Below are 21,660 nucleotides of genomic sequence, written 5' to 3'. Positions count from 1 at the left end.
ACGGCACCGCAATCTGGTGCACCGCAACCCGGTGGTGCTGAGCGCATTGACGGGGTCAGTGGTCCTGATCGACGACTTCGAGATTGCCGGCCCCAGATGGCATGCGTTTGCGCAATCCGCGGCGCGCTCCGGAGTTGGCGCCTGCCGCGTATTTCCGCTGAGGCTTGTCGAGCGGCCCCTTGGTGCACTTGCTGTGTTCACGACCGATCCGTGGAATTCTCACCCCCGGGATAACGCATTTAGCCAGTCGCTGGCTGATCTGGCTGCAATTGCACTGTCGATGTCCGACGTCGACGGACGGTCTGAAGCGGAAACCGTTGCGGCACAACATGTTCTCGCCTCATGCGCCACAATCGAACAGGCCTGTGGAGTGATTGCCGAACTCGATCAGGTCGACATCTACTCTGCCATGAAGGCTTTGGCTGCCCGGGCACAGGCGCGGGGTATGACCGTTGCGCGGAATGCCGAGCATGTAGTCGAGGATCCCGAATTTCGTTGATCGATTTCCTTGCGGCGTAGGATATTTCAGTCAAGCGTGTGGGACTTTGGTCCGCGGCTCTGGTGGACGTAGTGCTTGAGTGTGGTTGCTGTTTTCTCCTGCGTTTCCTTTGTGTTGGCCTTTGTGTAAGTCTGAGCGCGGCGATCCTTCACACGGAAGGATATTCGCGGCCGTCAGATACGTAGGGAAAAGGTGGGGTAATGGAACTGATCACTGGAGTGATCAAATCCTATGACTGGGGTTCGCGCCGTACCCTCGCAGAATTGGCCGGACGGCCATCCCCGTCGCCCACGCCGGAAGCGGAACTGTGGTTCGGTGCGCACGAATCAGCCCCCTCGACGGTAGGGGAGTCATCAGGTTCGACAACTCTGATCGATCGGATCCGCGAAGATCCCCTGACACAATTGGGCGCGCAGTGCGCCGAGGCTTACGACGGTACGTTGCCGTTTCTGCTGAAAATCCTGGCAGCAGAAAAGCCGTTGTCCTTGCAAGCTCATCCAACCAGTGCACAAGCCGAGGCGGGATTCGCACGCGAAAATGCTGCCGGAATTGATCTTTCGGCCAGCTATCGTAACTATCGCGACAACCGGCACAAGCCGGAACTTGTTGTTGCACTGGAAAGATTCGAAGCTCTGGCAGGCTTTCGCGACATTAGTTCGACCGTGACGCTGCTGACCGCGCTGGGCCTATCCGGTGTCGCTGACGACGTCGCATCGCTGACGGCAAATCCGTGCCCATCGGAATTGAAGGCGGTGGCGCTTCGTTGGATGCGAAGCTCGCGCGACCATCACGAACGGTGGGCGCTCGAGGTGATCGAGCGGGTAAACGCACTGTTGGATTCAGGAGGATGGGTAGTCGACCGGTTCGAGGCAGAGTTGTCGACCGCACTCGACTTGGCTCGCCGCTATCCCGGAGACCCGGGAGTGCTGATGTCGCTCTTGCTCAATCGGGTGTCCTTGTCGCCGGGGGAAGGTCTTTTTCTGCCCGCCGGGAACCTGCACGCATATCTCAGTGGAAGCGCTGTCGAGATCATGGCCAATTCAGACAACGTTCTCCGCGGTGGACTGACGACCAAGCACATCGATGTGGACGAATTGTCGAGCATCCTCGACTTCACGCCGATCCCCGTTGATGTTCTCGATCCGCAGCCGTGCGATCGACGAAGCGAATACATCTATCCGGCCCCCGTACCAGAGTTCGTTCTTCGGCGATGGGAACTGGACGGGAACCTCGAAGTAGCTCTCGGCGGAGATGGTCCTGCGGTGGTGCTGTGTACAGCGGGGCGGGTGGAGATCCGAGCGGGTGATCACCAAATGGAAATCTCAAGTGGAATGGCCGTATGGCTGCCGGCAGGTGATTCGGTCACGATGACAGCTACAGATGGTGGGCCGGCGCAAGTATTCGCCGGGTCGACACCTGGTTAGAGGTATCTCACCAGCCATTACTTGCAGTGTCGGCCGTGCGGCTCAGGATCTTTATCGTGGAGTCTTCGCGTCGGGAAAGCTCCGCCAACAGTTCCTGCGTGCTTAACTCCGACGTCGGTAGTCCGTCGGGCGAGGCCTCTTCGACAGTCAGGTACTCCGCAGCGATCAGGATCTCCCGGATGGGGGCATCGAAGACACGACTAGCCAAGCGCATCGTCTCCTGAGTGGGCGGGCGCTTCGACCCGAGCCACCGTTTCAACTCGGACGGTCGGATCTGTAGCGCACGCGCAGCATCGGAGATGTCTTGGTCAGGGCGAAGTTCTAGTTGACGCTCGACCCATCGAGAGAAACCGCTCATAACGGACATATTGCCTGAGTGTGGGTCCGTACACCAGTGAGTGTTGTGATTGCTTAGTGTGACATTGTCGGTTGCGCGACAGCTCGGCAACATTTTCGTGCAGATCGCGCATTCGGCCAGTTACAAAGCGCGTGCCCGGAGACCTTTCGCTCGGGCTCCAATGCGGGGTAGATAGTGAGTAATTCTGGGGCGGTTGGTCGTGGGGTTTCGAGCCTTTTGTATCACCCGGCGAGGTGGTCGGAGTGAGACGATTTCTGGGTGACAAAAAGCTCTCGATCTGGACGAAAATTCTTGCGCATCGATCCCCGCATTGATCCCACTGGCCGGTTGGAAACTCTGCTTGTGAGCGGACTGTGTGTCCTTGCCGTAGTGGCGGTCGCATGCGGACTTCTCTACGACCAAAGTCGTTGGGGCTGAGCTCGTGCAGGCGGACTGACCGTCGTCGGGACGAAAGGCCTACGCTTCGCGGACCAAAGAAATGGCGTATGAAACTATTCTTCAATGTCGAAACACCAGAGACAGAAGGTTAAGCGCCGGGTTAGACGTGTAGATCCTGTAGATCAACTGACGACTCGACTGGTCATTGCTCTGTGTATCTTCACCGTGTTTGCAGTTATCTGGGGAATTCTCTACGACAAAGGTCGCATGGCCGGGTCTGTAGGTTTGGGCACCATTTCGCTGCCGGTTGCCATCGCCTGACCTACGTTCCGCCATTCCGCCTATATCAGGTGTTCGTTGTGTGAACGGCTGACGCCGAATCACTGCGGACCAGTGGCTGGAATGGAACTGGCACCGTGCTGGACAAGCGAGTATCTGGCCCCGTGCTCGAGGTCGTAGTGCCGTAATGAGCGGACATCTGAAAATTGTTCTTTGTGGTGACGAAATCGAGGGTGGGCCAGATGTGCTTTGGCATCACACCGGGCGACCCGCGAGCGCGGGCGGAAGTCGAACAACCGGTATTGGACATCGTTCCAATCAAACGTGATGCTCAATGTCGACCCCGAGAAAACTCTCATCGAAGGAACCCATGAAAACAGAAATTAGTTGTGGGCCCGCATTCGCATTAGCCGAGATCAGTGTCCCTGCAGGCGGATCAGTCCGCGTCGAAGCAGGAGCAATGGCGATGATGAGGGGCGACGTCTCCATCACCACGTCGACCAGAGGAGGCTTCATGAAAGGTCTCCGCCGCTCCCTCGGTGGGTCGAGCTTCTTCGTGAACGACTTCAGCAGCGAGCGCGGTGGTGTCGTAGGCGTCGCCGGAGCACTGCCGGGCGATGTAGTCGAAACCACCATCGACGAAGGGACGGCGCTGCTCGTCCAGTCCGGCTGCTGGCTCGCATCCGACTCGACTGTCGACGTCGACTCGAAATGGGGCGGCAGCAAAGGATTCTTCAGCGGAGCCGGCCTTGTTCTGCTGCGCTGCAGCGGAACAGGCGAGATCCTGCTCTCCAGCTATGGCGCCATCCGGCCGCTGACCCTCACCGCAGGAGAAACCATGACACTCGACTCCGGNNGGCATCGTCACCGAATTCACCGGACCAGGCCGAGTCTGGATGCAAACCCGCAGCGCAACAGACCTCGTCGACTGGCTTCGGACTCGAATGCCGTCGAACAGCACCAGCACAAACACCACCAACAGCTGAGTGCGAGGGGTCAACCGAGTCTGACGAGATCACCGTTTACTGCTACTGCCGGACGCATGACAACTGATTGTGCAGTTGAAACAGTTGCTTGAGGTGGTGACCTCGCGCAAGAAGTCACCACCTCAAGCAAATGCGGACGGACAGAACGGATCCCGGGACACGGTATGAGTCTTTGACGTTTGGGTCGGAGTGGAGAGTCGACCTCGGAGTGGCCGGATAGACAGGTTTTGAGGTCACCAAGAATGGGTTGCGACGTACTGTCTGCGACGGCAGCGCCTCCGACGGTGCGTACAGCTTGAAGCGCTGTCTCGTTCGAGGGTTCGCGGAGTAGGGCTATCACGACGATGCACTTGGCCAGATACATCGGCGTCCCCGAGTGTTTCGCGGTCTGGGTCAGAAATCAGCAGGGGATTGTAGGGCAGATGCGCAGTCGCCCCGCTCTGGGTTCTCCGGCGACGCCGGTGGTAACCCGGCAGATTCAAATATTGAGCCGCAACGCTCGATGAGGCCAGGTTAGAGTGTTCCCGGTACTTCACCAGCGGCTTGCAAATTGCCGCTAATCGACTGACTTGATGTCACTGAGGTATTTGCCCGCCTGCAGATGCTCCTGGACAGGGGCGATCGGTTCCCCGTCCATCTCAAGCACACACTCCCGAAACCAGGTGTTGGCCTCGAAATCAATTGATAGTCCATTCGAGACGAAGTCGGGACTCACCGCCCTTTCCGCGTACTGCGCGTGTGAGGGTCTGCGACGCAATGCACGAGGCGCACTGAGCAAATCTGGGCGGGTAGTTGGGCCAGGGACCTACGTCCTGACCAGGCAAATTGAGAGGTCTGTGAAAGAGCCCAGACTGTCCGGTATGCGAAAATTTGCGGATGGTCACGCACTCAACGAAGACTCGAACACTGTGGGTCGATATCGCGAAAGCGATCGCAATTGTCCTCGTGGTTCTCTATCACTCAGCCTTGTTCCTCGTTGCTGACGACCTCACGCCGGAATACTGGACCAAGATCAACCGTACTTTCCAGACATTCCGGATGCCCCTGTTCTTCTTTGCGGCGGGACTCTTTGCATCGTCGGTAATTAACCGCTCATGGGCCATGCTTTGGAAGTCTCGACTAGCGCTACTCGCGTGGACTTTCATACTTTGGACCGTGTTGCGTTACGCCTTCTTTTGGATTGTTCCGTCTCCGCTGCCCCTTGATGAGTCCAATCCCGTCCTGCTCCTGATGGCCCCGGTGTGGCCACAGACCGGACTGTGGTTCCTTCACGCGTTAGCGATCTTCTTTGTAGCAGCCAAGGCGATGAAGGTCCTCCGTATTCCACCAGTAGTGCAGGTGGTCGGCGCTGCGCTCGTCTCCGCCGCATTCTTTGCGGGAGTATCGGTCGGAAACATCAGCTATAATGGAATGTTCCAATACTTCGTGTTCTTCCTGACCGCGTGCCACTACCGTGAACAGATCACACAGGGCATACAGTCCCTGCCACGCTGGTCCTTCATCGTCGCCGGACTTGCGTTCGGCGCAATCGGTGGAGCAGCACAAGCTCTGGGCTCGGAGCAAGTATACGGGGTGATGTTCGTAGTAAGCGCCGCTGCCGTGATCGCAGGATTGACCTTCTCCCGCGCTATCGAGAATCTTCCGGGGGCGTCTAAGGTCGCATGGGTCGGAGAACACACCCTTCCCATCTACGTCAGTCACGTTCTGATCATCGCCGGGATCGCCGCGATCCTTGGCCAGTTCCGAGACGTGCACCTGATCGATACTCTTGGGCCTCTACTACCGATTGCCGTTGCTGCACTGGCACTCGCTTTGTCGCTTGCGCTGTGGGGGGGGCTGACTGCAACGCGGATGGGAAGTTACTTCTATTCCCCGCCCGCGTTGTTCTCGCGGGCCTGACGACCAGATGCGCGAGTAGATCAGCGAGCCGACACCATCCGCGAGTGAACCTGCGGGGATTGAGGCGGGTAGGTCTGTCTGTCCTGCAAGAATCTTCCCAAGCACCTCGGCCGATCCAACCTCGGTTCCGTTAGCGACCTCACTCCTGCCAGCGTGGGCGGCGTAGCGCCAACGAACAGGTGCGCGACGGCGTACACCCCAGTCGGGTTGACCACTCCTGTTGCGGAAGTAGATTGGGCTTTCGACTGTCCATTGGCTGCCACATTCCACACTTTGGTGGAACTGAACGTCTCGACCTGCTCTGAGCAATTCTGGGCGGGTCTACCCAGGACGAAAGTCCAACATTCCGAGGCTTTCACTTGCGAAAATTATGGACCTTACCGGGTCCTTCGGCTGCGAAAGTTGAGCCTTCTGCAGACGATGATGTGACGGAAGTCCCCTTTCGGGTATTTGGGGAAGTTACCCAGCAAACCGAAAGACATGCGAAGATCCGCGCTATGACCGCAGATGTAGACACCGTTGTCCCCGCCCAAAGCTCCAGTGGCAACGACGAGGCACAGTGCCCCGAATGTGGTCACCGTAGAGAAGGAACCGCACCCTCTCGGCTGCTGAATGCCCTACGTAAGAGGATTGGCCGCGAACCACTTGACCCCTCCTGTAATACCGGCACATACACCGGCATAGATGACCATCAACCTTGCGGATGCCGACATGAATGCCATGCTGAGTTGGTCAACAGGGATCTCTACACCCTCGAAATCTGGGACTGACTGGACTACAGCACATCAACTGTGAAGGCATCCAACGTGAAGGCCCCCAGCGGCGCGATAGCGGACAGTCCGGCGAAACGAGCCGCCGTCACGTCTGCGAGCAACTCTGGGCCGGTCAGAGCGAGGGCAACTGCGCCAGTCCTCAGCCCCATGGGCCCTCGACCTACTCGATATACGGACGTTGGGCACTTACCTGACCGTTCGGTATGAGCAATTCTGGGCGGGTCACTGGCGCACATCACAATAATGCTGGGATGAACGAACCGAAGATCGAGACTTTCATGCGCGAGTTGTGCGCCCAAGGGCGAGCGATGAGCCTTTCGCTGGAGCAGTACAGCGAAGCACGTGAAGCCTTCGTGTCTCACACTCAGGCTCCGGGGCTGTCCAATGATCGCTGTTTTCTTGCTGCCCAGTCGATTCTCACTTGCGCCGCACTCGTTTCGAAGGTGCTTTGGACAAGCTCACGAGCAAAAGATGCTGGAAACGAGAGATCGTGCCGAATTGCGAATGGCGTTGGGCATCACGTCACTACCCGCTCTGAAGAGTCGGAGAGTCAGAAACTCAATCGAGCACTTCGACGACAGGCTTGACAACTTTTTTAGTAATGCCGAAGGCAGCTCGACCATCGCTGAGCGAATCATCGGCCCAATCGACACGATCACGGTGGGTGACATTCCTGTCCGGTACCTCCGCCATCTCGATCTCGACGACGACACCTTCACTGTGCTCGAAGACTCGGTATCACTCGGCGATCTCACGGAGGCGGTAGACGAGGTTGCCCGGAAGGCGGAGGCATGGCTGCAATCGAATATGCCTGGAATGCAGACAGTGAGATGGTTATAGAGAAATCTGCGATGGACAATTCTGGGCGGCGTGCAACCAGTGGCATGGCGTGATCGCCCGGTGATCACATCGCTTCTGGCAGAAGAGCCTCCAATTGATGTCCAGGCATGCCGTTCGCCGTATTGCCAAAAGAAGACAAGCCGCAGACTCTCCCAGAAGACGTTCCGCCGCCCTCAGTGTTGTACTTTACCGACAGATTCGGCAACCGCTGGCGCGTCGTGACTCGGACGGATCACTCGGCTTGGTGCAACCCCTTCTCGTGTCCACCAAAGTTGCGCCACCCGTCGTCACTAGTCATCTCGACTAATTCGACGAAAGCGCCGCAGGGACCTTCGCCTGCCCGATTTGTGGACGTTGGGTACATACCTGACCGTTCGGTATGAGAATATATGGCGATCGCTGCTAAGCGAGCTCTCATTTCGATAGGACAAGTATGACGAACGAACTCCGCCAGGCGATCTCGGACCTTGCAGCCTCCATTGCCGCCGATCCGGCGGTATCCACCGCGACCCAATCCTTAGCACAAGCCGTCATCGACAGGATCGACCACGAAGTGCGTGAGGACCGGGACTACGCCGAGCATGGAATCGCCCTCTAGAACTCGCTCGGGGCGAGCAGCTTCCGCACGTCGCCGCGCCGGAAACGTACGGTGCCGAGAAGATTCACCTGAGCCGCAAGTTGAATCTGAGTTGTACCAGCAGGGATGGAAATCGGCGGGGTGCGCATGATGCCCGATCGTTCTTGCTGTTCCAGCGGGTACGCCTCCTTGTAGAACATGTCGTGAGCCTGCCCGAGAGCGTTAAATGCGGCGTTCATGAATGTCAGTTTGAGGTTGGCGCCCGAGCCGTACCCTCCCGGAATCGTCGGGGCTGGAGCGCCGGCATCGATCTCGAACTCCATCGCTGCGACCTACTGGCCACGTGCTGCAGTGCCGAGGTGACTTTCGCCCCGGCCGCGTACTGGTAGAGCTGGCCGCCTCCGGTGCCTGTCGCCGATACGGTGAGCTGTTGCCAATCGAGGTTCGGATACTTGTCTGTCGAGGCAACCTTCGACGCGACAACCGTGCCACCAGCTCCTGTTAACCCAACTTTCCATGACGACGCGATAGTTCCCGTAACTCCAGCGTCCGCAGTTCCGAATGTAGAGAACATCGGCGGGTTGAGCATCAGGTTCGCGGCATCATCGTTGTTTGTCAGGAGGATATCGGCCGGAGGCGAGATCGGCCTGAGTACGGAGGCGATGATTTTGCCCATCCGCTTCGCGCCCAATCTGTTCGGGTGCGTTCCGTCCGATGACACAAGCGGAGTGTTCATGTTGCCGCTGATGTCTTGGAGGACTGGAGCAATGTCCACCACCAGGAAGTTCCTGCGGGAGCGACCCTGTCGCTTGACCCACTGATTGATCACGTTGTCTGAGGCCCGCTGCCCCGCCGCGAGCGTGTTGCCAGGAGTGATCGTCAGCGCAATCACGATCGAACCAAGAGCGGCTGCCTTGTCATACGTGGCCTGCAAGTTGGCAATGGTCGCCGCTGCGCCGATCGCACCGTCATTCCTGCCTGCGAGACTGACAATATATCCAGGCTTAAGTGCCATTCAGCACCGCCTTCGCGGGCGTGCTGGGAATACGCGGCTTGGCCACAAGGTCGTGTCGTCCTGAGTCGACACTGCACGGCCGAAGCGACCGCTGGTCGGGTGTCATCAAGATGGTGCCCGGGTACGAAGTCGCAGCGATCCGGTGGCAGGAGTGGACCGACTGGCGCGGACGGATGTGTGGAAGCCTTGGTCTGCCCCATCTCTTGGCGCTTTCAAAGCCTTTTTGTGCACGGATCGCAGAGGTCTCGCCTCTACTCGAAATAGTGCGAAGCCGAATCGAAATGTGGGTACCTCAGAGAGGGTCGCATCATCGGTGGGAACTTTCCTCCCTGATGTCTCGGGACCAAATGCCGTTGCTTCTTCTCAACCCATGTCAGACTTGCCGGTATGTGGTGGATTACCGAAATTGTCGTCGGATGGATCACAGCGGGTGCGTTCCTAGCGGTGTGGCTAGGCCGTGCTATCAATCACGCCGAGTTGGCAGACAGCGCCGGCCTCGTGGTGAACGAGTCTGATCAGCGCAGGTAGGTCGTAATAGCTGCACGGGCGATGTGAAACCTTGGCCGAGGGTGTCGAACGGTAGGTTCGTCCTGTGTTGCGGTTGGTGTTGCGCCCCCGAACCGGTGCGTTATTAATCGGGCGTTCGAAACGTCGAACCCTATGTCCGGCAACGTAACCCGGGTCATTTATCGATCATCGCACCCCCAGAAGCGCTGGGAGTGCCTACCTCATTCGACGAGCGCGGCTTAGCCGCCCACAGCCCTGTCCCACGGGCGAACAAAGCGATCGATACGTTTGTAAAGGATCCGGAGGCGACAAACATCACGTCGAGGGGAGATACCGACCGAGCAATCCAGCGAATACTGTTACCTGGTCGGCAAGGACGAATTCACGCTCCACGAGTTTGCGCCCTGCACTCGAATGGCGGGCCGCTGCTTTCCCATCTGCGATGACCGCGTCCAGAGCCTTACGGAGACCGTCCACGTCCTCGGGTTGAACAAGACGGCCGGTCACTCCGTCTATGAGGATCTCCGGTATCCCGGACAACGCCGTCGACACGGTTGGTACCCCGCAGGCCAGTGCTTCCATCAATACGACGGGCAGTCCCTCCATCTGCCCGTCCGTCGCAATGACACTGGGTAGTACGAACAGATCAGCTTCGGACAGTGCTTCTCGAACATAGATTTCGTCGCGACTGCCTAGAAACCGGACCCGATCGGCGATCCCTAGGTCGTAAGCCATACCGTGAAGTTCGTCGCTGAGCACGCCGCCGCCGACTATATCTAGTCGAATCCGATCGACGTTCGGCCCGCCGGCGGCTATTGCCTCGAGCAGAAATCGGTGCCCTTTGTACTCTTGTAGCGAGGCAATGCACAGAGCCCGCACAGGCCCTTTCGTCGGTATATCTCTGACGTTGTATGGGTACTGGGCGATGTCGATTCCGCAATGGATGACTTCGATCGGGGTGTTCAGGTCGTTGAAGCCGTTGAGGAAGGCGCGATTGAACTCCGAGATCGTGACGACGAAGCGAGCATCAGCGACTTTACCGGCAAGCATGGACTGATCGACGTATAGATCGTGGGCATGAGCGGTAAAGCTGTAGCCTGTGCCGACGAGTCGGTAGCATACCCAGGCTGCCAGTGCTGGGTACGTGGCGTAATGAGCGTGCACGTGGACAATTCCGGAAGTCCCCGCGAGGTCCTTGGCATGAGCGCACGCCAAAGCTGTGGTCAGCAGTGCCCGCACAAGCACGCGGGGTTGGCGCGCATGCTCACGAATCACCCGGAAAACCACCGAAGCGAGTGCTACCGGGTGGCGACGTAGTGCCCACAGGAGCCCTCCCAAAACGGCAACTGCGTTGGGGCGCACAAGTCGTTCGGTCCACTTGCGGGCGATATCGTGAACGACCATGTCGGGCGAGGGAAACAACGAACGGACTTCGACTTCGTACTCACCACGTTGCGCCAGGGAATCAAGTTCGCGGACGATGAATGTCTCCGAGGTTCGGGGGAATCGGGATACCAGGTAAACGATTCGGGGCTTACTCATCATCTGACCTGATCGCAGATTCGTATAGCTTCCGCAAGTTGGACGCCCAAGCTGTGGCTGAGAACTCCTGTCGTGCCCTGAGCGTGGCCGCTGCGCCCAGCTTCGAGGCTAGTTCGGCATCGCGTAACAGTTCACAGATGGCCTCTGCCAGCTCCGCAGGGTCCCCGGCTTCGGCCAGCAGACCTGTCTCGCGGTCCGCGACGATGTCAGGAATACCACCAGCTGTCGTCGTTACGATTGGTCGTCCCGTGGCGGAGGCCTCGATAAGAACCGTGGGGAAATTCTCTCCGTGCAGCGCAGGCGCTACGACGATGTCTGCTGCCCGGTACACATTCGGCATATCGGTGCGCGAGCCGGCAAAAATGACAGCACCGTCGAGGCCCGCTTCGGCCACCTGCCGGCGATATTCTCCGGCGAGTTCACCGTCGCCAACAATCGAAAGCAACGCGTCGGGGTGATTTTTCCGGACCGTCTTCCACGCCTCGATTCCCACCGGGATCCCCTTCACCGCCCGGAACGCGCCTGGTATCACCACCAGGGGAGCCTCGGTACCGCCGAGTTCCTCCCGTACGTTTGGGTCGGCCGGACCAGGTGTGAAGTTCGTGAGGTCGACACCGTTATGCACGACGTCCCAATTAGGTGGCGCCGCGGCGAATCCGTGCTCATGCTGGAACGCTGAGCGAGATGCTTCCGATACGAAGATCGCTTTGTCAGAACGGGTGGCTGCCTTGACTGCCAGACGTTCCCGCTTCGCGGCACGACCGGTCTGGGGGCTTGCAACGTGATGAAATGTGCAAACCAGCGGAGTGCGGGTGAGCTTGGCAGCAGGGAGTGCCAGCGTGATTGCCATTTCCAAATGCGCGTGTACGATATCGCAACCTGACTGACGGATCTCCCGAACCAACTGAGGGATTGCCGTCGGGTCGAGCAGCCGACGGATGTGGAGATTGCGGGCCTTCACGCCCGCGTCACGAAGGGCCGCCATCGTCTCGGGGGCATTCATTGATGGGGGGGACAAGCTGACGATGCTCATGTCGATGTCGACGTCCGGACACGCCGCAGCGAGCTGAGCGAGCAGTATCTCTGCGCCGCCGAACCGGTAGGCATCGACGAGGGTGAGTACACGTAGGGTACGGGTCAAGCGAAAACCTCCTGGATACAGGGCATATCTGATCCACCCTGGCGGCTAATCGGATAAATCACGGCACAACGGGCCGGCTACGGATCAATCACTCTGCGCGCTGCACGGAGGTGGAGGAGACTCGATCAAGTGTTTCGAGAACGCGGGCTGCGGCAACCATCCATGCATCAGCCGTGAGTTTTTGCCCGGCTGTCCCCAGCTCTTCGGCCAGCTGCGCATCGTCGAGTAACGCAAGGATCGCAGAGGCCAGCTGCTGAGGGTTCTCGGATTCGACAAGTAAACCAGTCTCCTTGTCTCTCACTACTTCCGAAAGGTCGCCGACATCCGTTGCGATGACTGGTCTACCGAACGTGTACGCGAGGTGCGCAACGCCGCTCTGACTCGCGCGAATGTACGGCGTGACTACCATTCGAGCTGACCCGACAATCTCCGGGATGTTGGGCACCGCGACGTAACCTGGCCTTGCATCGACGTTGCCGATCTCTTCGGCTCGTGCCAGCAGGTGCGGCAGGTCGATATCGGCGCCGACCCCCCCGGCGAGAACCAGTCGAGCGTCCGGACATTCGGATCGCACTAGATCGAAAGCGTCTAACAGAACATCGATGCCTTTGTATTTTGTCCAGGTCCCGAAGAACAACACGATCGGATCGGTATCGGCTACGGCAGTGCACTGGTGAACGTCGCTGGTCAGGGCGCGTTCGTCACCGTGAGGGATTACCACGACCTCACCTGGAGGTTGCCAGTGTTGTAGCACCACGTCCCTGGTCTGCGGACCTAGTACGAATGCCACATCCATTCGCCGCCAGGCCGCCTTGAATGATCCGGTTAGCAATCGGCCCGATTTGGGTGTGCTGGTGTCCTTGGCATCAGACCTCGGCAGCGGCTCGTGCGCGATAATACCCAGCAGCGAACCCCGCAACACGGTTGAAATAAAGACCACGAACAGAGGCTCGATGGTGAACCGCCAGTGTGACCACAGAACGGCGCGGGGACGTATTCGGAGCAGATGCCATGTCAGAACTAGCCACGACAGCACCAGTTGCCCCGCTCGCACAGCACGACGCATCAGCCGGAATGCCGATGATCTGACGACCGAATCGGTTGGGTGCCAGGTCGGAAGAACAGGTCGGATCTGGAAACCCTGCTGTGTCGAGTCGAGTTCCGGCTCCGGGCCAGTCAGTAGAACGACTCTGTGTCCTGCAGCGGCCAGCGCATTACCCATTTGTACGGCGAATTGGAACAGGCCTCCGGATGGAGAGAACTCGACGAGAACGATCGGTTCTCGAGTCACGCGATGACTTGCAAGCGGTTCCAAGGCACTCCCGGCAAGTTGTCGTAGTCCCACCTCAGTCCTGCCTGCTCATAGACGCTTCCGATCTCGCCGTCCTCAGCTTCGGCGTCCCGCTCGAAACTGACGCTCAGTGGCGCTCCACCGGCATCTACTACGTAACCACCGTAGACCTGCATAGCACGCGCGACCGTCCGTACAGCGGGGGCAAGGTCCAGTGCGTCAAGATCGATTGTCGGGTCTAGGCGAAGTCGGGCACCCTCTGGGATGCAGTCCGTCCGAAGTGATGTTCCGTCAGTCTTGATCGCAGGTGTACGGAAGATGCCGGCGCACACGTTGTCCGTCTGGATTGCGAGCGCGTGCTGGATCTCTCCCTGTTCAATCTCGTCCACTGTTATCACTCCGGCCAGTCGCGACGCTCCGGAACCGGTGCTGGCGCCCCCCCAGCCGGATCCGTAAAGGTCGTTGACCGCACCGAAACTGGCTGTCCATTGGCCGTTTGCAAACTCGGCTTGCCAGAACTCGAACACCAAGCCGCTGGTGTCGTCGACGACGACGACCAGAGCTCCGTCAGATCCGGTTTGTGGACGGGCATCGGTGGGAATTGGGATCAGATGGCCGTCGAACGGGCACGGACCCCACCATGTGATGGTGCATGTGACGGCGTAACGAGGTGTGGTGCTTTCCGCCTGGTAGATGGGAATACCGAATTCGGCCATCGATGCATACACGCTGTTTTCCCGCGAAGCGCGGGCAATCATCGCCGTGCTATTCGGATCAATCGCAGCGTTATCCGGAATGCTTGTGCGGAACGGACTGCTGGTGGTGAATGGTTGGAACGACTCCTGCGCGTGTGAACTTGGGGCCGTGGCGATCGACATAATCACTACCAATAGGAGAATAAATGGGACCGCAAGAGTAGCGGTCAGCTTCGGACCGGATTCGGTGAAAGATCCGACGTTACGGTGGGACTTTACAGCCCCGATCATTGGGACGACCCGTTCGGTACGACGCATCTCATAAGGGTATTACTACCCTATATTCGATGCATCTCATAAGAGCATTACTACCGTATAGATTAGGGTATTCCTACCGTATGGTCGGGGCCACTACGGTCCGCAGAGCCGACTTTCTTCCGTACGGCCAGTGCAATGCCGATGGCGGTAAGGGCCGTCGTCGCGAGCACAGCGCCCGCCGTCCATCCGGTTTTCCGACTGGTGACTGTGCTCTGATCGACCTCGCCGATTGGGGAGAGCGTGTACCAGGAGTCGGCCCCGGTATCGGCCAGATTCCTGCGTGCCTCGGCCAATGCAACGTCCAGTCTTGCACGGGCCGAGTCTTTGTCAGTGTCTGTCACGCTGATTGTGATCGCACCTCGGACGTAGTCGCCAATGGCAGTGACCGCGGGGTCGGAGGCGGCCATGATTGCAGCATAGGTTGGCAGCACTACGTGTCGGCTCCTGATGTCGAGCGCGTACGCATACCCGCTCTCCATCGCTTGCGTCGGCAAGATCGTGACCTTCTGGCTCGCCGTATATGTTTCGGTCGCGGCTACTGATGTGACTAAAGTAACGGCGGCTGCAGCGAAAACGCCGAACCCTGTGAATAGCAATACGTCCCGGGCCCTTACCCGAATTGGTCGGACGCCACGGTCGGTATTCGGAACCGCTGATGAAGCAAGTGATCCAGCCAAGGCGAGGATTATCGCGAACGTCCGGAAATAGGCGAGATGCAGGAAGATGCTGGCGATCGACCAGGCGATGAGAGCCGCCAGCACTGCAGCAGCCAGTGATCGTTGGGATAGCGATTGTTGAGATCCATTGGGAGTGCGGGAAAATCTGACCACCCGAAGGCCAATACACCCGATGAAGCCCACCACGAAGACAGTCCACCCCACCAGTCCGACTATTCCGCTCTCGGCAGCGAGTTGTGCGTACAGATTATGTGCCGCATCTGCTGGTGCACGGACGGCTGTATCGACGATGCCGGCATATTGCGGTACTGATAATTCGTAGACGCCAGGGCCGAACCCGAACATCGGTCGATCCCGGAACATCGCCCAGGCGATTTCTTGGGCGGCTTTCCGCCCGAGCACAGATGGATCGATCCCGTATTGCGGTCCTGATTCGGAAACGTCGGCGATCAATGCCGTCAGGCGGTCGCCGATTCCCGGCACCAGCAGAACTGTGGCTGCCAATGGCAGGCTCATCAGTCCAACTCGCCGGGCCGCCGGACCACTTGCCACAATCCATACGAAGAGCACCAGCGCTGCGGAAATGATGGTGCCGCGTGACTGTGTGAGATAGACCCCCACAAGCAGAGCGAGCCCTGCTCCAGCCCATACCAGTGCTACCCGTTGACGACCTGTTCGGACTGCGCGGACGGTCAGTGCCCCTGCCAACGGCAGACCCAGGATCAGGTGTCTGCCCCAGAAGTTGGAGTCGGGCAGCGGACCGCCGTATCTCAGTGTTGTCGTCAGTTGTCCGGAAGCTTGGGTAACCGTTGCGAAGCCACCGAATGACGTCGCGCCTCCGAAACCCACTTGGCTGATCAACGAGAGTAGGGACAGCAGCGCAAGCGGTATTACGACGGCTGCTGCGACTGCCCATGGCTTTTCGCTGACCTGCGCGAGAATCAGTACCACGATGAGGAAGACACAGTCCACCACCGAGTTTCTCAGAGTGGCCATCGAGGCTTCGAAATTCTGGCTCCCGAGTGCGGCCAGTAGTTGAGTGATGAGATAACAGGCGATCAGCCCGACGCAGAAAATAGTCCAACGATTCACCCGACGGCGCATCACAGGGTCGCGCAGTGCCACACCGATGGTGAGCAACCCCAGCCCCAGCGATATATGGAAAATCGGGAGCGGACTCCGCTCGGCAAGCACTCCAGCCAGATTCGTCACCTCGATCACGACCATCGCGATCAGCACCGTCAACGGTCGACGGATTATGTACAGGGTGGCCGCGGCGGCAGCAGGTAGAGCAACTGCGATTATCGTGGGCTTAGGCCCGAGCACGATCGACCCGACCGCGACTACAGCCCCGATTGCGATTAGTAGGATCGCCAGGTCGGATATCGCTGTAGCGGATCGAGCCTTGATCATCGCAACTGCGTCTCGACCGGTGCTGGCTCGGCATGTCTCGCCTGGTATCCGAGATCTATGTCCTCGGTACTTGCGATGGGTCCACTCTCAGATTGTGATGCGTCATCTGTACGCCGTGCGGATCGTCCTCGGGCTGCACGGCTGACGAGGAGTCCGGCGCCGGCACCGATCGAAAGCCCGGCAATACCCAGCGCGCCGAACATCTGCATTCGGTCGGGGCTCATCGACTGGGCGCCACCATCCGGGGACGTAATCGATTCGAGTTTGAACGGGCCCGACACCGTCGCAGCCACATCACTAGAGCTTGTGAGCACTGACTCCAGCGCTACGTCGGCGACGTTCGCGGAATTCGCTTGCATGGTGACAGTGATCAACGTGGTATCCGGCAGGGCTCCTGCAGCGAGAGTGAGTTCGGATTTGGGCACTCCGGCCGTTGATGCGGCGGCATCCAACCATCGATCGTTTCCGAGCACTATCGCGGCAGACCGGGTCGCCTGGCCGCGGTTGAGCACCTCCCAGAAGTTGGACGCCTGATCCAGGGGAACCTCGGGTCCGGGAAGCATGGCGAGTGTCGCCTCGGCGGTGAACCGTTCACCGCGACCAGTGAAGGCGGCAGCCGCGAAAACCCCCGCCAGGAGTCCTACTGCGGCGAGGACTATCACCATGAGCCGGGTTCGGGCCAGAAGTGTACTGCTCAAGATGATTCCCCTTCGGAGTTGAGTGAACGCGTTCGGTCTGGCTCAGCGGACGGTCGTTCTGCAAGTGCACCGTTGGAGGACTCAGCGTCAGATCGAGAACGCACGGACCGGAGGATCGACATCCCGGCGTGAAAGAGTTCAGGTGCGGTGAACCGCAGCCCGACCAGATAGATGGGCAGCCCCGCCGTCATCGTGATGAGGAGTGAAACCGCGGCCGGCAACGATGCGGTCATCTGGCCGACACCAACCATGGCGATTCCCATAAGTGCCGCTGCGGGGAGCGGACGTAGTGCTGCCTTCAGCAGGTCGGACCATTTTAATCCTGCCACTGTTCGAACGATCAACATCCGTACGACGAAGTGCACCAATTCCGTAGCCAGCAGGACTATGGCGACCATGAGGATGCTGTGGCCCGCAGCCCACCAGATTGGGCCGATCATGAGGACGAGCTTTCCCACATTGATCGCGGTGAGAATCGACGGTCGGCCGATTGCTTTGTAAACATCGCCGGAATGGAACGACGCCGAGTAGATCATGGCGTAAAGCGCGAGCACAGCCATTACTACTGCTGAACCTGAATAGGTAGGCCCGTACAGCGTCCCGATAACGGATGGTGCTGCTGCGGCCAAAGCGACACTGATCGGTGCGGTGAGTGCTGTGACCACGGAAAGTACCTGCAGATAGTGCTGCCCTAGGGCGGGTCGGTCGTGCTGCAGCCGGGACAAGGAGCTGAAGAGCACCTCGCTGATTACGATGCACAGATTTAGCACGACAAGCTCCGGAAGCCGGTACGCGAGTGAGTACAAACCAAGTTGCTCGTCGCCGAGACGAAAGCCGATAATGAGGTAGTCGACGTTGTAGATCGCAAAGGCAAGTAGGGTTACCGCACTGACCGGAATCCCGAAGCGGACGAGGTCCCGAGCTTCCTGCGAGTCGAACCCGAACGGGACCTTGGTTCGCACAACCCACCAGTACAACACTGTTGTCACGACAGTACCGGCGAGCTGGCCGTATGCCAGGCTCCACACGCCGAGACCTTCGACCGCCAATACGATCGTTAGCGTAGCTTTGACGACGGCCCCGAGGAACTCCGGCAGCATTCGACTCCGGAAGTCGAGCTCGCGGCGCAGTCGAGCGGCCGGGACGGCACTAAGCGAGGAAATCATCAACCCGATGGCCAGTACCCGGATCAATGGAGCTAACTCAGGGTGGTTCAGCGCAGTTGCGGTAATTCCAGCGGTACCGGCCAGCACGGCGCTCGCAAAAACACCGAACAACACGGAAAGTGTTAGACCCGTTGGCGCAAGTCGAGTCCATTCGCGTTGGCTCTGCACGAGCGCGGCACCGACGCCAAGATCCTTGACGTAATCAAATAAGTTGACGGCCAATAACGCTAACGCGAACAGCCCGAAGTCGGCGGGCTCGAGCAACCGCGCTAACACCACGGTCATGATCAATGTCGAGCTTTTGCTCAGCCCGAAGATCAGGTAGTTCCACGCCGCCTGCCGCCCGGTCGGCGGTGGTTTTGTCGCTTCGACCGCACCGATGGTGTCCGAGGCATCAGTTTCGGTGCGATGGTGACCGCCCTCAGCCACGTCGATCTGCCCCGACAGATTGATGTCGGAGGTTAAGCCGCCGAGACGATTTTGGTCGTCTTCGTAACATGGAAACTATCCGATCTTTGGGTAGTCTCACCCGTAGATCGCGAAGAAGACAAATCGGTCCCAGGTGCACAGGCACACTGTATTCTAAATATAGAATCGGTTCGGCGTCGCCTATGTCCAATGGCGCGTCTCGTCCGAACGGCGCATTAGCCGAAATAATCGCCATCACCCGGATTGCTGGTTGGTGGCTGCGGCCCGCGGCCGGAGATGAACGGGAGCTAGGTGTCGAATTCAGTTGCTTTGATCAGTGCTGTTGATCCGTATCCGATTGATGCTGGCAAGAAAGTTGTTCTTGCGGGGTTTCTAGAATATTTTATCGACCGGTTAGGCCCGAACAACGTGCACTATTTGATGGTCGGAGGTCGTGCCCGGGATGACTTCCCTGCCAAATTGCACCCGCAACCCAAGCCGAGTGCCCTCGGAGCATTTGGCAGTGTCGTAACGCGGACAGGCACCGGACGAGCCAGCTTGCAGGAGTCTTTGCTGCACTCCGCCGACGTGCGCACTGCGATTCACCGGACGCTAGATCGGGTTTCGCCGGACCTGGAGGTCTACGACACTGTTCGGATGGCACAATACGCCTCAGTGAATCGCTCGGACCAGCAGATATGTTACCTGGATGACTTATTCTCCGAACGCTACAGAGCCATGCTCGTCGCAGCCGACCAGTATCCCGACATCAATATCCAGCCGCTCGGCAATTTCGCTTCACACGTGCCTCGTCCACTTCGGCCATTGGCAGACCACCGGCGAAGCCAGCGCCTGCTGCTAGCTCTCGAACAGCGTTTGGTGAGCCGAAGTGAGGACAAATCGGCTCACCGATTCCGTACCAATCTGCTGGTGAACGCGCACGAGTCGGACCTGCTCCGGCAGCGTTCAGGGGTCGAAGCAGGTCGAGTACAGGTGATCCCTCCCCTGATCGGTCACCCAATACCCAGGCGGGACTACCACGGAGCTCCTGAGTTTCTATTCCTTGGTCAGCTTTTGTTGCCGCACAACGACGATGGGCTCCGGTCATTTCTCAGTAACGTCTGGCCGCTCGTGCTCGCCGCCCGGCCCGATGCTCGGCTCAGAATCGTCGGTCGTCACCCGCGTCCGGAGCTCACTGAGCTAGTTGCTAAATACGCGAATAGTGTGACGCTCGAGGGTTTTGTGTCCGACTTGAGCGAGATACTCGGCCGCTCTGCAGCGATGATCAACCCCCTGAGATTCGGATCCGGTATCAAACTGAAGATCATCGAGGCATTGGGTGCGGGTGTGCCAGTGATCTCGACAACGATTGGCGCGGATGGCGTCGCAATCGGACTGGACGAGGGTGTATTGGTTGCGGACAGCGATGCTGAGCTGAGCGAACTGCTGCTGGAATCGACTGACGTCGTTCACAATGTTCGGCTTTCCACAGCAGCAAGGGAGCACTTCGCTAGATGCTATTCCAGGGACGTCGTTTTTGCGCGCTACGATGCTGCTTTCGGCTAGGTTGAAATTCCTTGAAATCACTTACCGCCCAAGAGAATAGCTAATCCGCGGCATTCAAAGGCCGGGAGAACAGGAAAATTATGCGTGCTCTGGTAACTGGCGGCGCGGGATTCATCGGATCGACTCTTGTCGACCGTCTCCTCGCGAACGGGAATGCTGTCACGGTTGTGGACGACCTTTCCCGCGGGCGGCAATCGAACCTTGCCTCAGCGAAAAACAATTCGGATTTCGAGTTCGTTGAAGCAGATATCGTTGATGCGGATCTGAATCGGATCGTTGCAAACGCGCAACCCGATGTGGTTTTCCATCTAGCTGCGCAGATCGATGTACGGAAGTCGGTCGCCGATCCCGGGCACGACGCGATGGTGAATGTTGTGGGCACCGCTCGTCTTGCTGAGGCCGCTCGACGCGCCGGGGTCCGTAAGGTTGTTTACACCTCGTCAGGCGGGGCAATTTACGGCACGCCATCGGTCTTTCCAGTTGGTGAGGATGTTCCGGTTTCCCCATTGTCGCCTTATGCTGCAGGAAAGATCGCTGGCGAGATCTACCTCGGTATGTTCCATGAGCTCTACGGACTGGACTGCACATTCATCGCGCCGGCCAATGTGTACGGACCCCGGCAGGATCCGCACGGTGAGGCGGGTGTCGTAGCTGTATTCGCTGGCAGATTGCTCGGAAACAAATCGACTCACGTGTTCGGCGCAGGCGGAAACACTCGTGACTATGTATATGTCGACGACGTAGCCGATGCGTTCCTCGCGGCCTCAGGAACGCTGGGCAGCGGCGCACGTTTCAACATTGGCACAGGAGTAGAAACCAGCGACCTCGAACTCCATCGTTTGGTCGCCGCTGCGGTCGGTACCGACGCCATTCCACTTCACGCCCCTGCCCGGATCGGGGACGTGCCTCGATCGTGCCTTGATCCGTCTTCAGCGCGGGAGGTCCTTAACTGGCATCCCCGAGTGTCGTTGCCTGACGGTATCGCTCGGACGATCCGACATTTCCGGGATGTTCAGATATCGGCCAGCTGAGTCCACGCTGAAGTTGGTGCTTACGGCAGGGGACACGATCGCAGTGCAGAATGATCGGCGGTGTCCGCGAAATGGCCGCGAAATGGGAAGGGCTCGAACAATTATTCAACCGACAGTGCGGCGATGGGGAAGTTCTTCTCGTGCCGGGTTGTTCGGCCCCTGTCGTAGGCACCGGGTGG

The 21,660-nt window shown here is 58.8% G+C and carries 19 protein-coding genes; 8 read left to right on the top strand and 11 right to left on the bottom strand.

Annotated elements, in window-relative coordinates:
• Window positions 1-16: 16 nt before the first annotated feature.
• Together FEZ60_RS15670 and manA are read left to right on the top strand one after the other, a co-directional pair.
• Complete coding sequence (locus FEZ60_RS15670) at window positions 17-499, top strand: GAF domain-containing protein (protein WP_172936451.1); 483 nt, start codon at window positions 17-19, stop codon at window positions 497-499.
• 200 nt (window positions 500-699) lie between these two features.
• A complete protein-coding gene (gene manA, locus FEZ60_RS15665; RefSeq protein WP_172936450.1) occupies window positions 700-1,923 on the top strand; it encodes a mannose-6-phosphate isomerase, class I in 1,224 nt (407 codons plus the stop codon).
• A gap of 7 nt (window positions 1,924-1,930) precedes the next feature.
• Here the strand turns inward: manA and FEZ60_RS15660 are convergent, their stop codons facing one another.
• The gene (locus tag FEZ60_RS15660) at window positions 1,931-2,281 is read right to left on the bottom strand and encodes a helix-turn-helix transcriptional regulator (RefSeq protein WP_233365989.1); all 351 of its coding nucleotides are present in this window, start codon (window positions 2,279-2,281) and stop codon (window positions 1,931-1,933) included.
• A gap of 1,027 nt (window positions 2,282-3,308) precedes the next feature.
• Between FEZ60_RS15660 and FEZ60_RS15655 the strand changes: the two genes are divergently transcribed.
• Entirely contained in the window at window positions 3,309-4,016 is a 708-nt protein-coding gene (locus tag FEZ60_RS15655; RefSeq protein WP_172936448.1) for a TIGR00266 family protein, read from the top strand.
• Window positions 4,017-4,800: 784 nt separating this feature from the next.
• Complete coding sequence (locus tag FEZ60_RS15650) at window positions 4,801-5,823, top strand: acyltransferase family protein (RefSeq protein ID WP_172936447.1); 1,023 nt, start codon at window positions 4,801-4,803, stop codon at window positions 5,821-5,823.
• 775 nt (window positions 5,824-6,598) lie between these two features.
• On the opposite strand, the gene FEZ60_RS15645 is transcribed toward FEZ60_RS15650, so the two are convergent.
• Window positions 6,599-6,745, bottom strand: coding sequence for a hypothetical protein (locus FEZ60_RS15645; RefSeq protein ID WP_172936446.1), 147 nt, complete (start codon window positions 6,743-6,745; stop codon window positions 6,599-6,601).
• Window positions 6,746-6,980: 235 nt separating this feature from the next.
• Between FEZ60_RS15645 and FEZ60_RS15640 the strand changes: the two genes are divergently transcribed.
• Window positions 6,981-7,436, top strand: coding sequence for a hypothetical protein (locus tag FEZ60_RS15640; RefSeq protein ID WP_172936445.1), 456 nt, complete (start codon window positions 6,981-6,983; stop codon window positions 7,434-7,436).
• Window positions 7,437-7,869: 433 nt separating this feature from the next.
• Window positions 7,870-8,034, top strand: a complete 165-nt coding sequence (locus FEZ60_RS15635) for a hypothetical protein (protein WP_172936444.1) — start codon at window positions 7,870-7,872, stop codon at window positions 8,032-8,034.
• Here the strand turns inward: FEZ60_RS15635 and FEZ60_RS15630 are convergent.
• The 9 genes from FEZ60_RS15630 to FEZ60_RS15590 form a co-directional block, all read right to left on the bottom strand.
• Window positions 8,031-8,252 (bottom strand): hypothetical protein, encoded by a 222-nt coding sequence (locus FEZ60_RS15630; protein WP_172936443.1) that lies wholly within the window; start codon window positions 8,250-8,252, stop codon window positions 8,031-8,033. The two genes, FEZ60_RS15635 and FEZ60_RS15630, sit on opposite strands and share 4 nt — an antisense overlap.
• A gap of 5 nt (window positions 8,253-8,257) precedes the next feature.
• On the bottom strand, window positions 8,258-9,028 hold the full coding sequence (locus FEZ60_RS15625) for an SGNH/GDSL hydrolase family protein (protein WP_172936442.1): 771 nt from the start codon (window positions 9,026-9,028) through the stop codon (window positions 8,258-8,260).
• An 822-nt stretch (window positions 9,029-9,850) separates the two neighbouring features.
• Window positions 9,851-11,077, bottom strand: coding sequence for a glycosyltransferase (locus tag FEZ60_RS15620; protein WP_172936441.1), 1,227 nt, complete (start codon window positions 11,075-11,077; stop codon window positions 9,851-9,853).
• The gene (locus tag FEZ60_RS15615) at window positions 11,070-12,218 is read right to left on the bottom strand and encodes a glycosyltransferase family 4 protein (RefSeq protein ID WP_172936440.1); all 1,149 of its coding nucleotides are present in this window, start codon (window positions 12,216-12,218) and stop codon (window positions 11,070-11,072) included. Before FEZ60_RS15615 ends, FEZ60_RS15620 begins: the two co-directional genes overlap by 8 nt.
• An 88-nt stretch (window positions 12,219-12,306) precedes the next feature.
• Window positions 12,307-13,509 (bottom strand): glycosyltransferase, encoded by a 1,203-nt coding sequence (locus FEZ60_RS15610; RefSeq protein ID WP_172936439.1) that lies wholly within the window; start codon window positions 13,507-13,509, stop codon window positions 12,307-12,309.
• On the bottom strand, window positions 13,506-14,387 hold the full coding sequence (locus FEZ60_RS15605) for a hypothetical protein (protein ID WP_172936438.1): 882 nt from the start codon (window positions 14,385-14,387) through the stop codon (window positions 13,506-13,508). Before FEZ60_RS15605 ends, FEZ60_RS15610 begins: the two co-directional genes overlap by 4 nt.
• Window positions 14,388-14,584: 197 nt before the next feature.
• Window positions 14,585-16,612, bottom strand: coding sequence for an O-antigen ligase family protein (locus FEZ60_RS15600; RefSeq protein WP_172936437.1), 2,028 nt, complete (start codon window positions 16,610-16,612; stop codon window positions 14,585-14,587).
• The gene (locus tag FEZ60_RS15595) at window positions 16,609-17,310 is read right to left on the bottom strand and encodes a hypothetical protein (protein ID WP_172936436.1); all 702 of its coding nucleotides are present in this window, start codon (window positions 17,308-17,310) and stop codon (window positions 16,609-16,611) included. The genes FEZ60_RS15600 and FEZ60_RS15595 overlap by 4 nt, the downstream gene beginning before the upstream one ends.
• Window positions 17,307-18,905: a lipopolysaccharide biosynthesis protein gene (locus FEZ60_RS15590; protein WP_346343363.1), complete on the bottom strand. Its 1,599-nt coding sequence runs from the start codon at window positions 18,903-18,905 to the stop codon at window positions 17,307-17,309. Before FEZ60_RS15590 ends, FEZ60_RS15595 begins: the two co-directional genes overlap by 4 nt.
• Window positions 18,906-19,196: 291 nt before the next feature.
• Between FEZ60_RS15590 and FEZ60_RS15585 the strand changes: the two genes are divergently transcribed.
• Together FEZ60_RS15585 and FEZ60_RS15580 are read left to right on the top strand one after the other, a co-directional pair.
• Window positions 19,197-20,450, top strand: a complete 1,254-nt coding sequence (locus FEZ60_RS15585) for a glycosyltransferase family 4 protein (RefSeq protein ID WP_346343362.1) — start codon at window positions 19,197-19,199, stop codon at window positions 20,448-20,450.
• Window positions 20,451-20,530: 80 nt separating this feature from the next.
• On the top strand, window positions 20,531-21,481 hold the full coding sequence (locus tag FEZ60_RS15580; protein ID WP_172936435.1) for an NAD-dependent epimerase/dehydratase family protein: 951 nt from the start codon (window positions 20,531-20,533) through the stop codon (window positions 21,479-21,481).
• The last annotated feature ends 179 nt before the right edge of the window (window positions 21,482-21,660 follow it).

The organism is Rhodococcus sp. MS16 (assembly GCF_013277795.1).
Taxonomy (GTDB): domain Bacteria; phylum Actinomycetota; class Actinomycetes; order Mycobacteriales; family Mycobacteriaceae; genus Rhodococcus_F; species Rhodococcus_F globerula.
Note: the sequence above shows the minus strand (reverse complement) of the source record. Positions and strands in the feature narration are given on the sequence as shown.

What these genes read in the sequence shown, in the direction of transcription:
- manA (WP_172936450.1), top strand. Translation starts at nt 700, where the DNA reads ATGGAACTGATCACTGGAGTGATCAAATCCTATGACTGGGGTTCGCGC.
- FEZ60_RS15660 (WP_233365989.1), bottom strand. Translation starts at nt 2,281, where the DNA reads ATGAGCGGTTTCTCTCGATGGGTCGAGCGTCAACTAGAACTTCGCCCT.
- FEZ60_RS15650 (WP_172936447.1), top strand. Translation starts at nt 4,801, where the DNA reads ATGGTCACGCACTCAACGAAGACTCGAACACTGTGGGTCGATATCGCG.
- FEZ60_RS15645 (WP_172936446.1), bottom strand. Translation starts at nt 6,745, where the DNA reads ATGGGGCTGAGGACTGGCGCAGTTGCCCTCGCTCTGACCGGCCCAGAG.
- FEZ60_RS15640 (WP_172936445.1), top strand. Translation starts at nt 6,981, where the DNA reads ATGATCGCTGTTTTCTTGCTGCCCAGTCGATTCTCACTTGCGCCGCAC.
- FEZ60_RS15635 (WP_172936444.1), top strand. Translation starts at nt 7,870, where the DNA reads ATGACGAACGAACTCCGCCAGGCGATCTCGGACCTTGCAGCCTCCATT.
- FEZ60_RS15630 (WP_172936443.1), bottom strand. Translation starts at nt 8,252, where the DNA reads ATGAACGCCGCATTTAACGCTCTCGGGCAGGCTCACGACATGTTCTAC.
- FEZ60_RS15625 (WP_172936442.1), bottom strand. Translation starts at nt 9,028, where the DNA reads ATGGCACTTAAGCCTGGATATATTGTCAGTCTCGCAGGCAGGAATGAC.
- FEZ60_RS15620 (WP_172936441.1), bottom strand. Translation starts at nt 11,077, where the DNA reads ATGAGTAAGCCCCGAATCGTTTACCTGGTATCCCGATTCCCCCGAACC.
- FEZ60_RS15605 (WP_172936438.1), bottom strand. Translation starts at nt 14,387, where the DNA reads ATGTCGATCGCCACGGCCCCAAGTTCACACGCGCAGGAGTCGTTCCAA.
- FEZ60_RS15600 (WP_172936437.1), bottom strand. Translation starts at nt 16,612, where the DNA reads ATGATCAAGGCTCGATCCGCTACAGCGATATCCGACCTGGCGATCCTA.
- FEZ60_RS15580 (WP_172936435.1), top strand. Translation starts at nt 20,531, where the DNA reads ATGCGTGCTCTGGTAACTGGCGGCGCGGGATTCATCGGATCGACTCTT.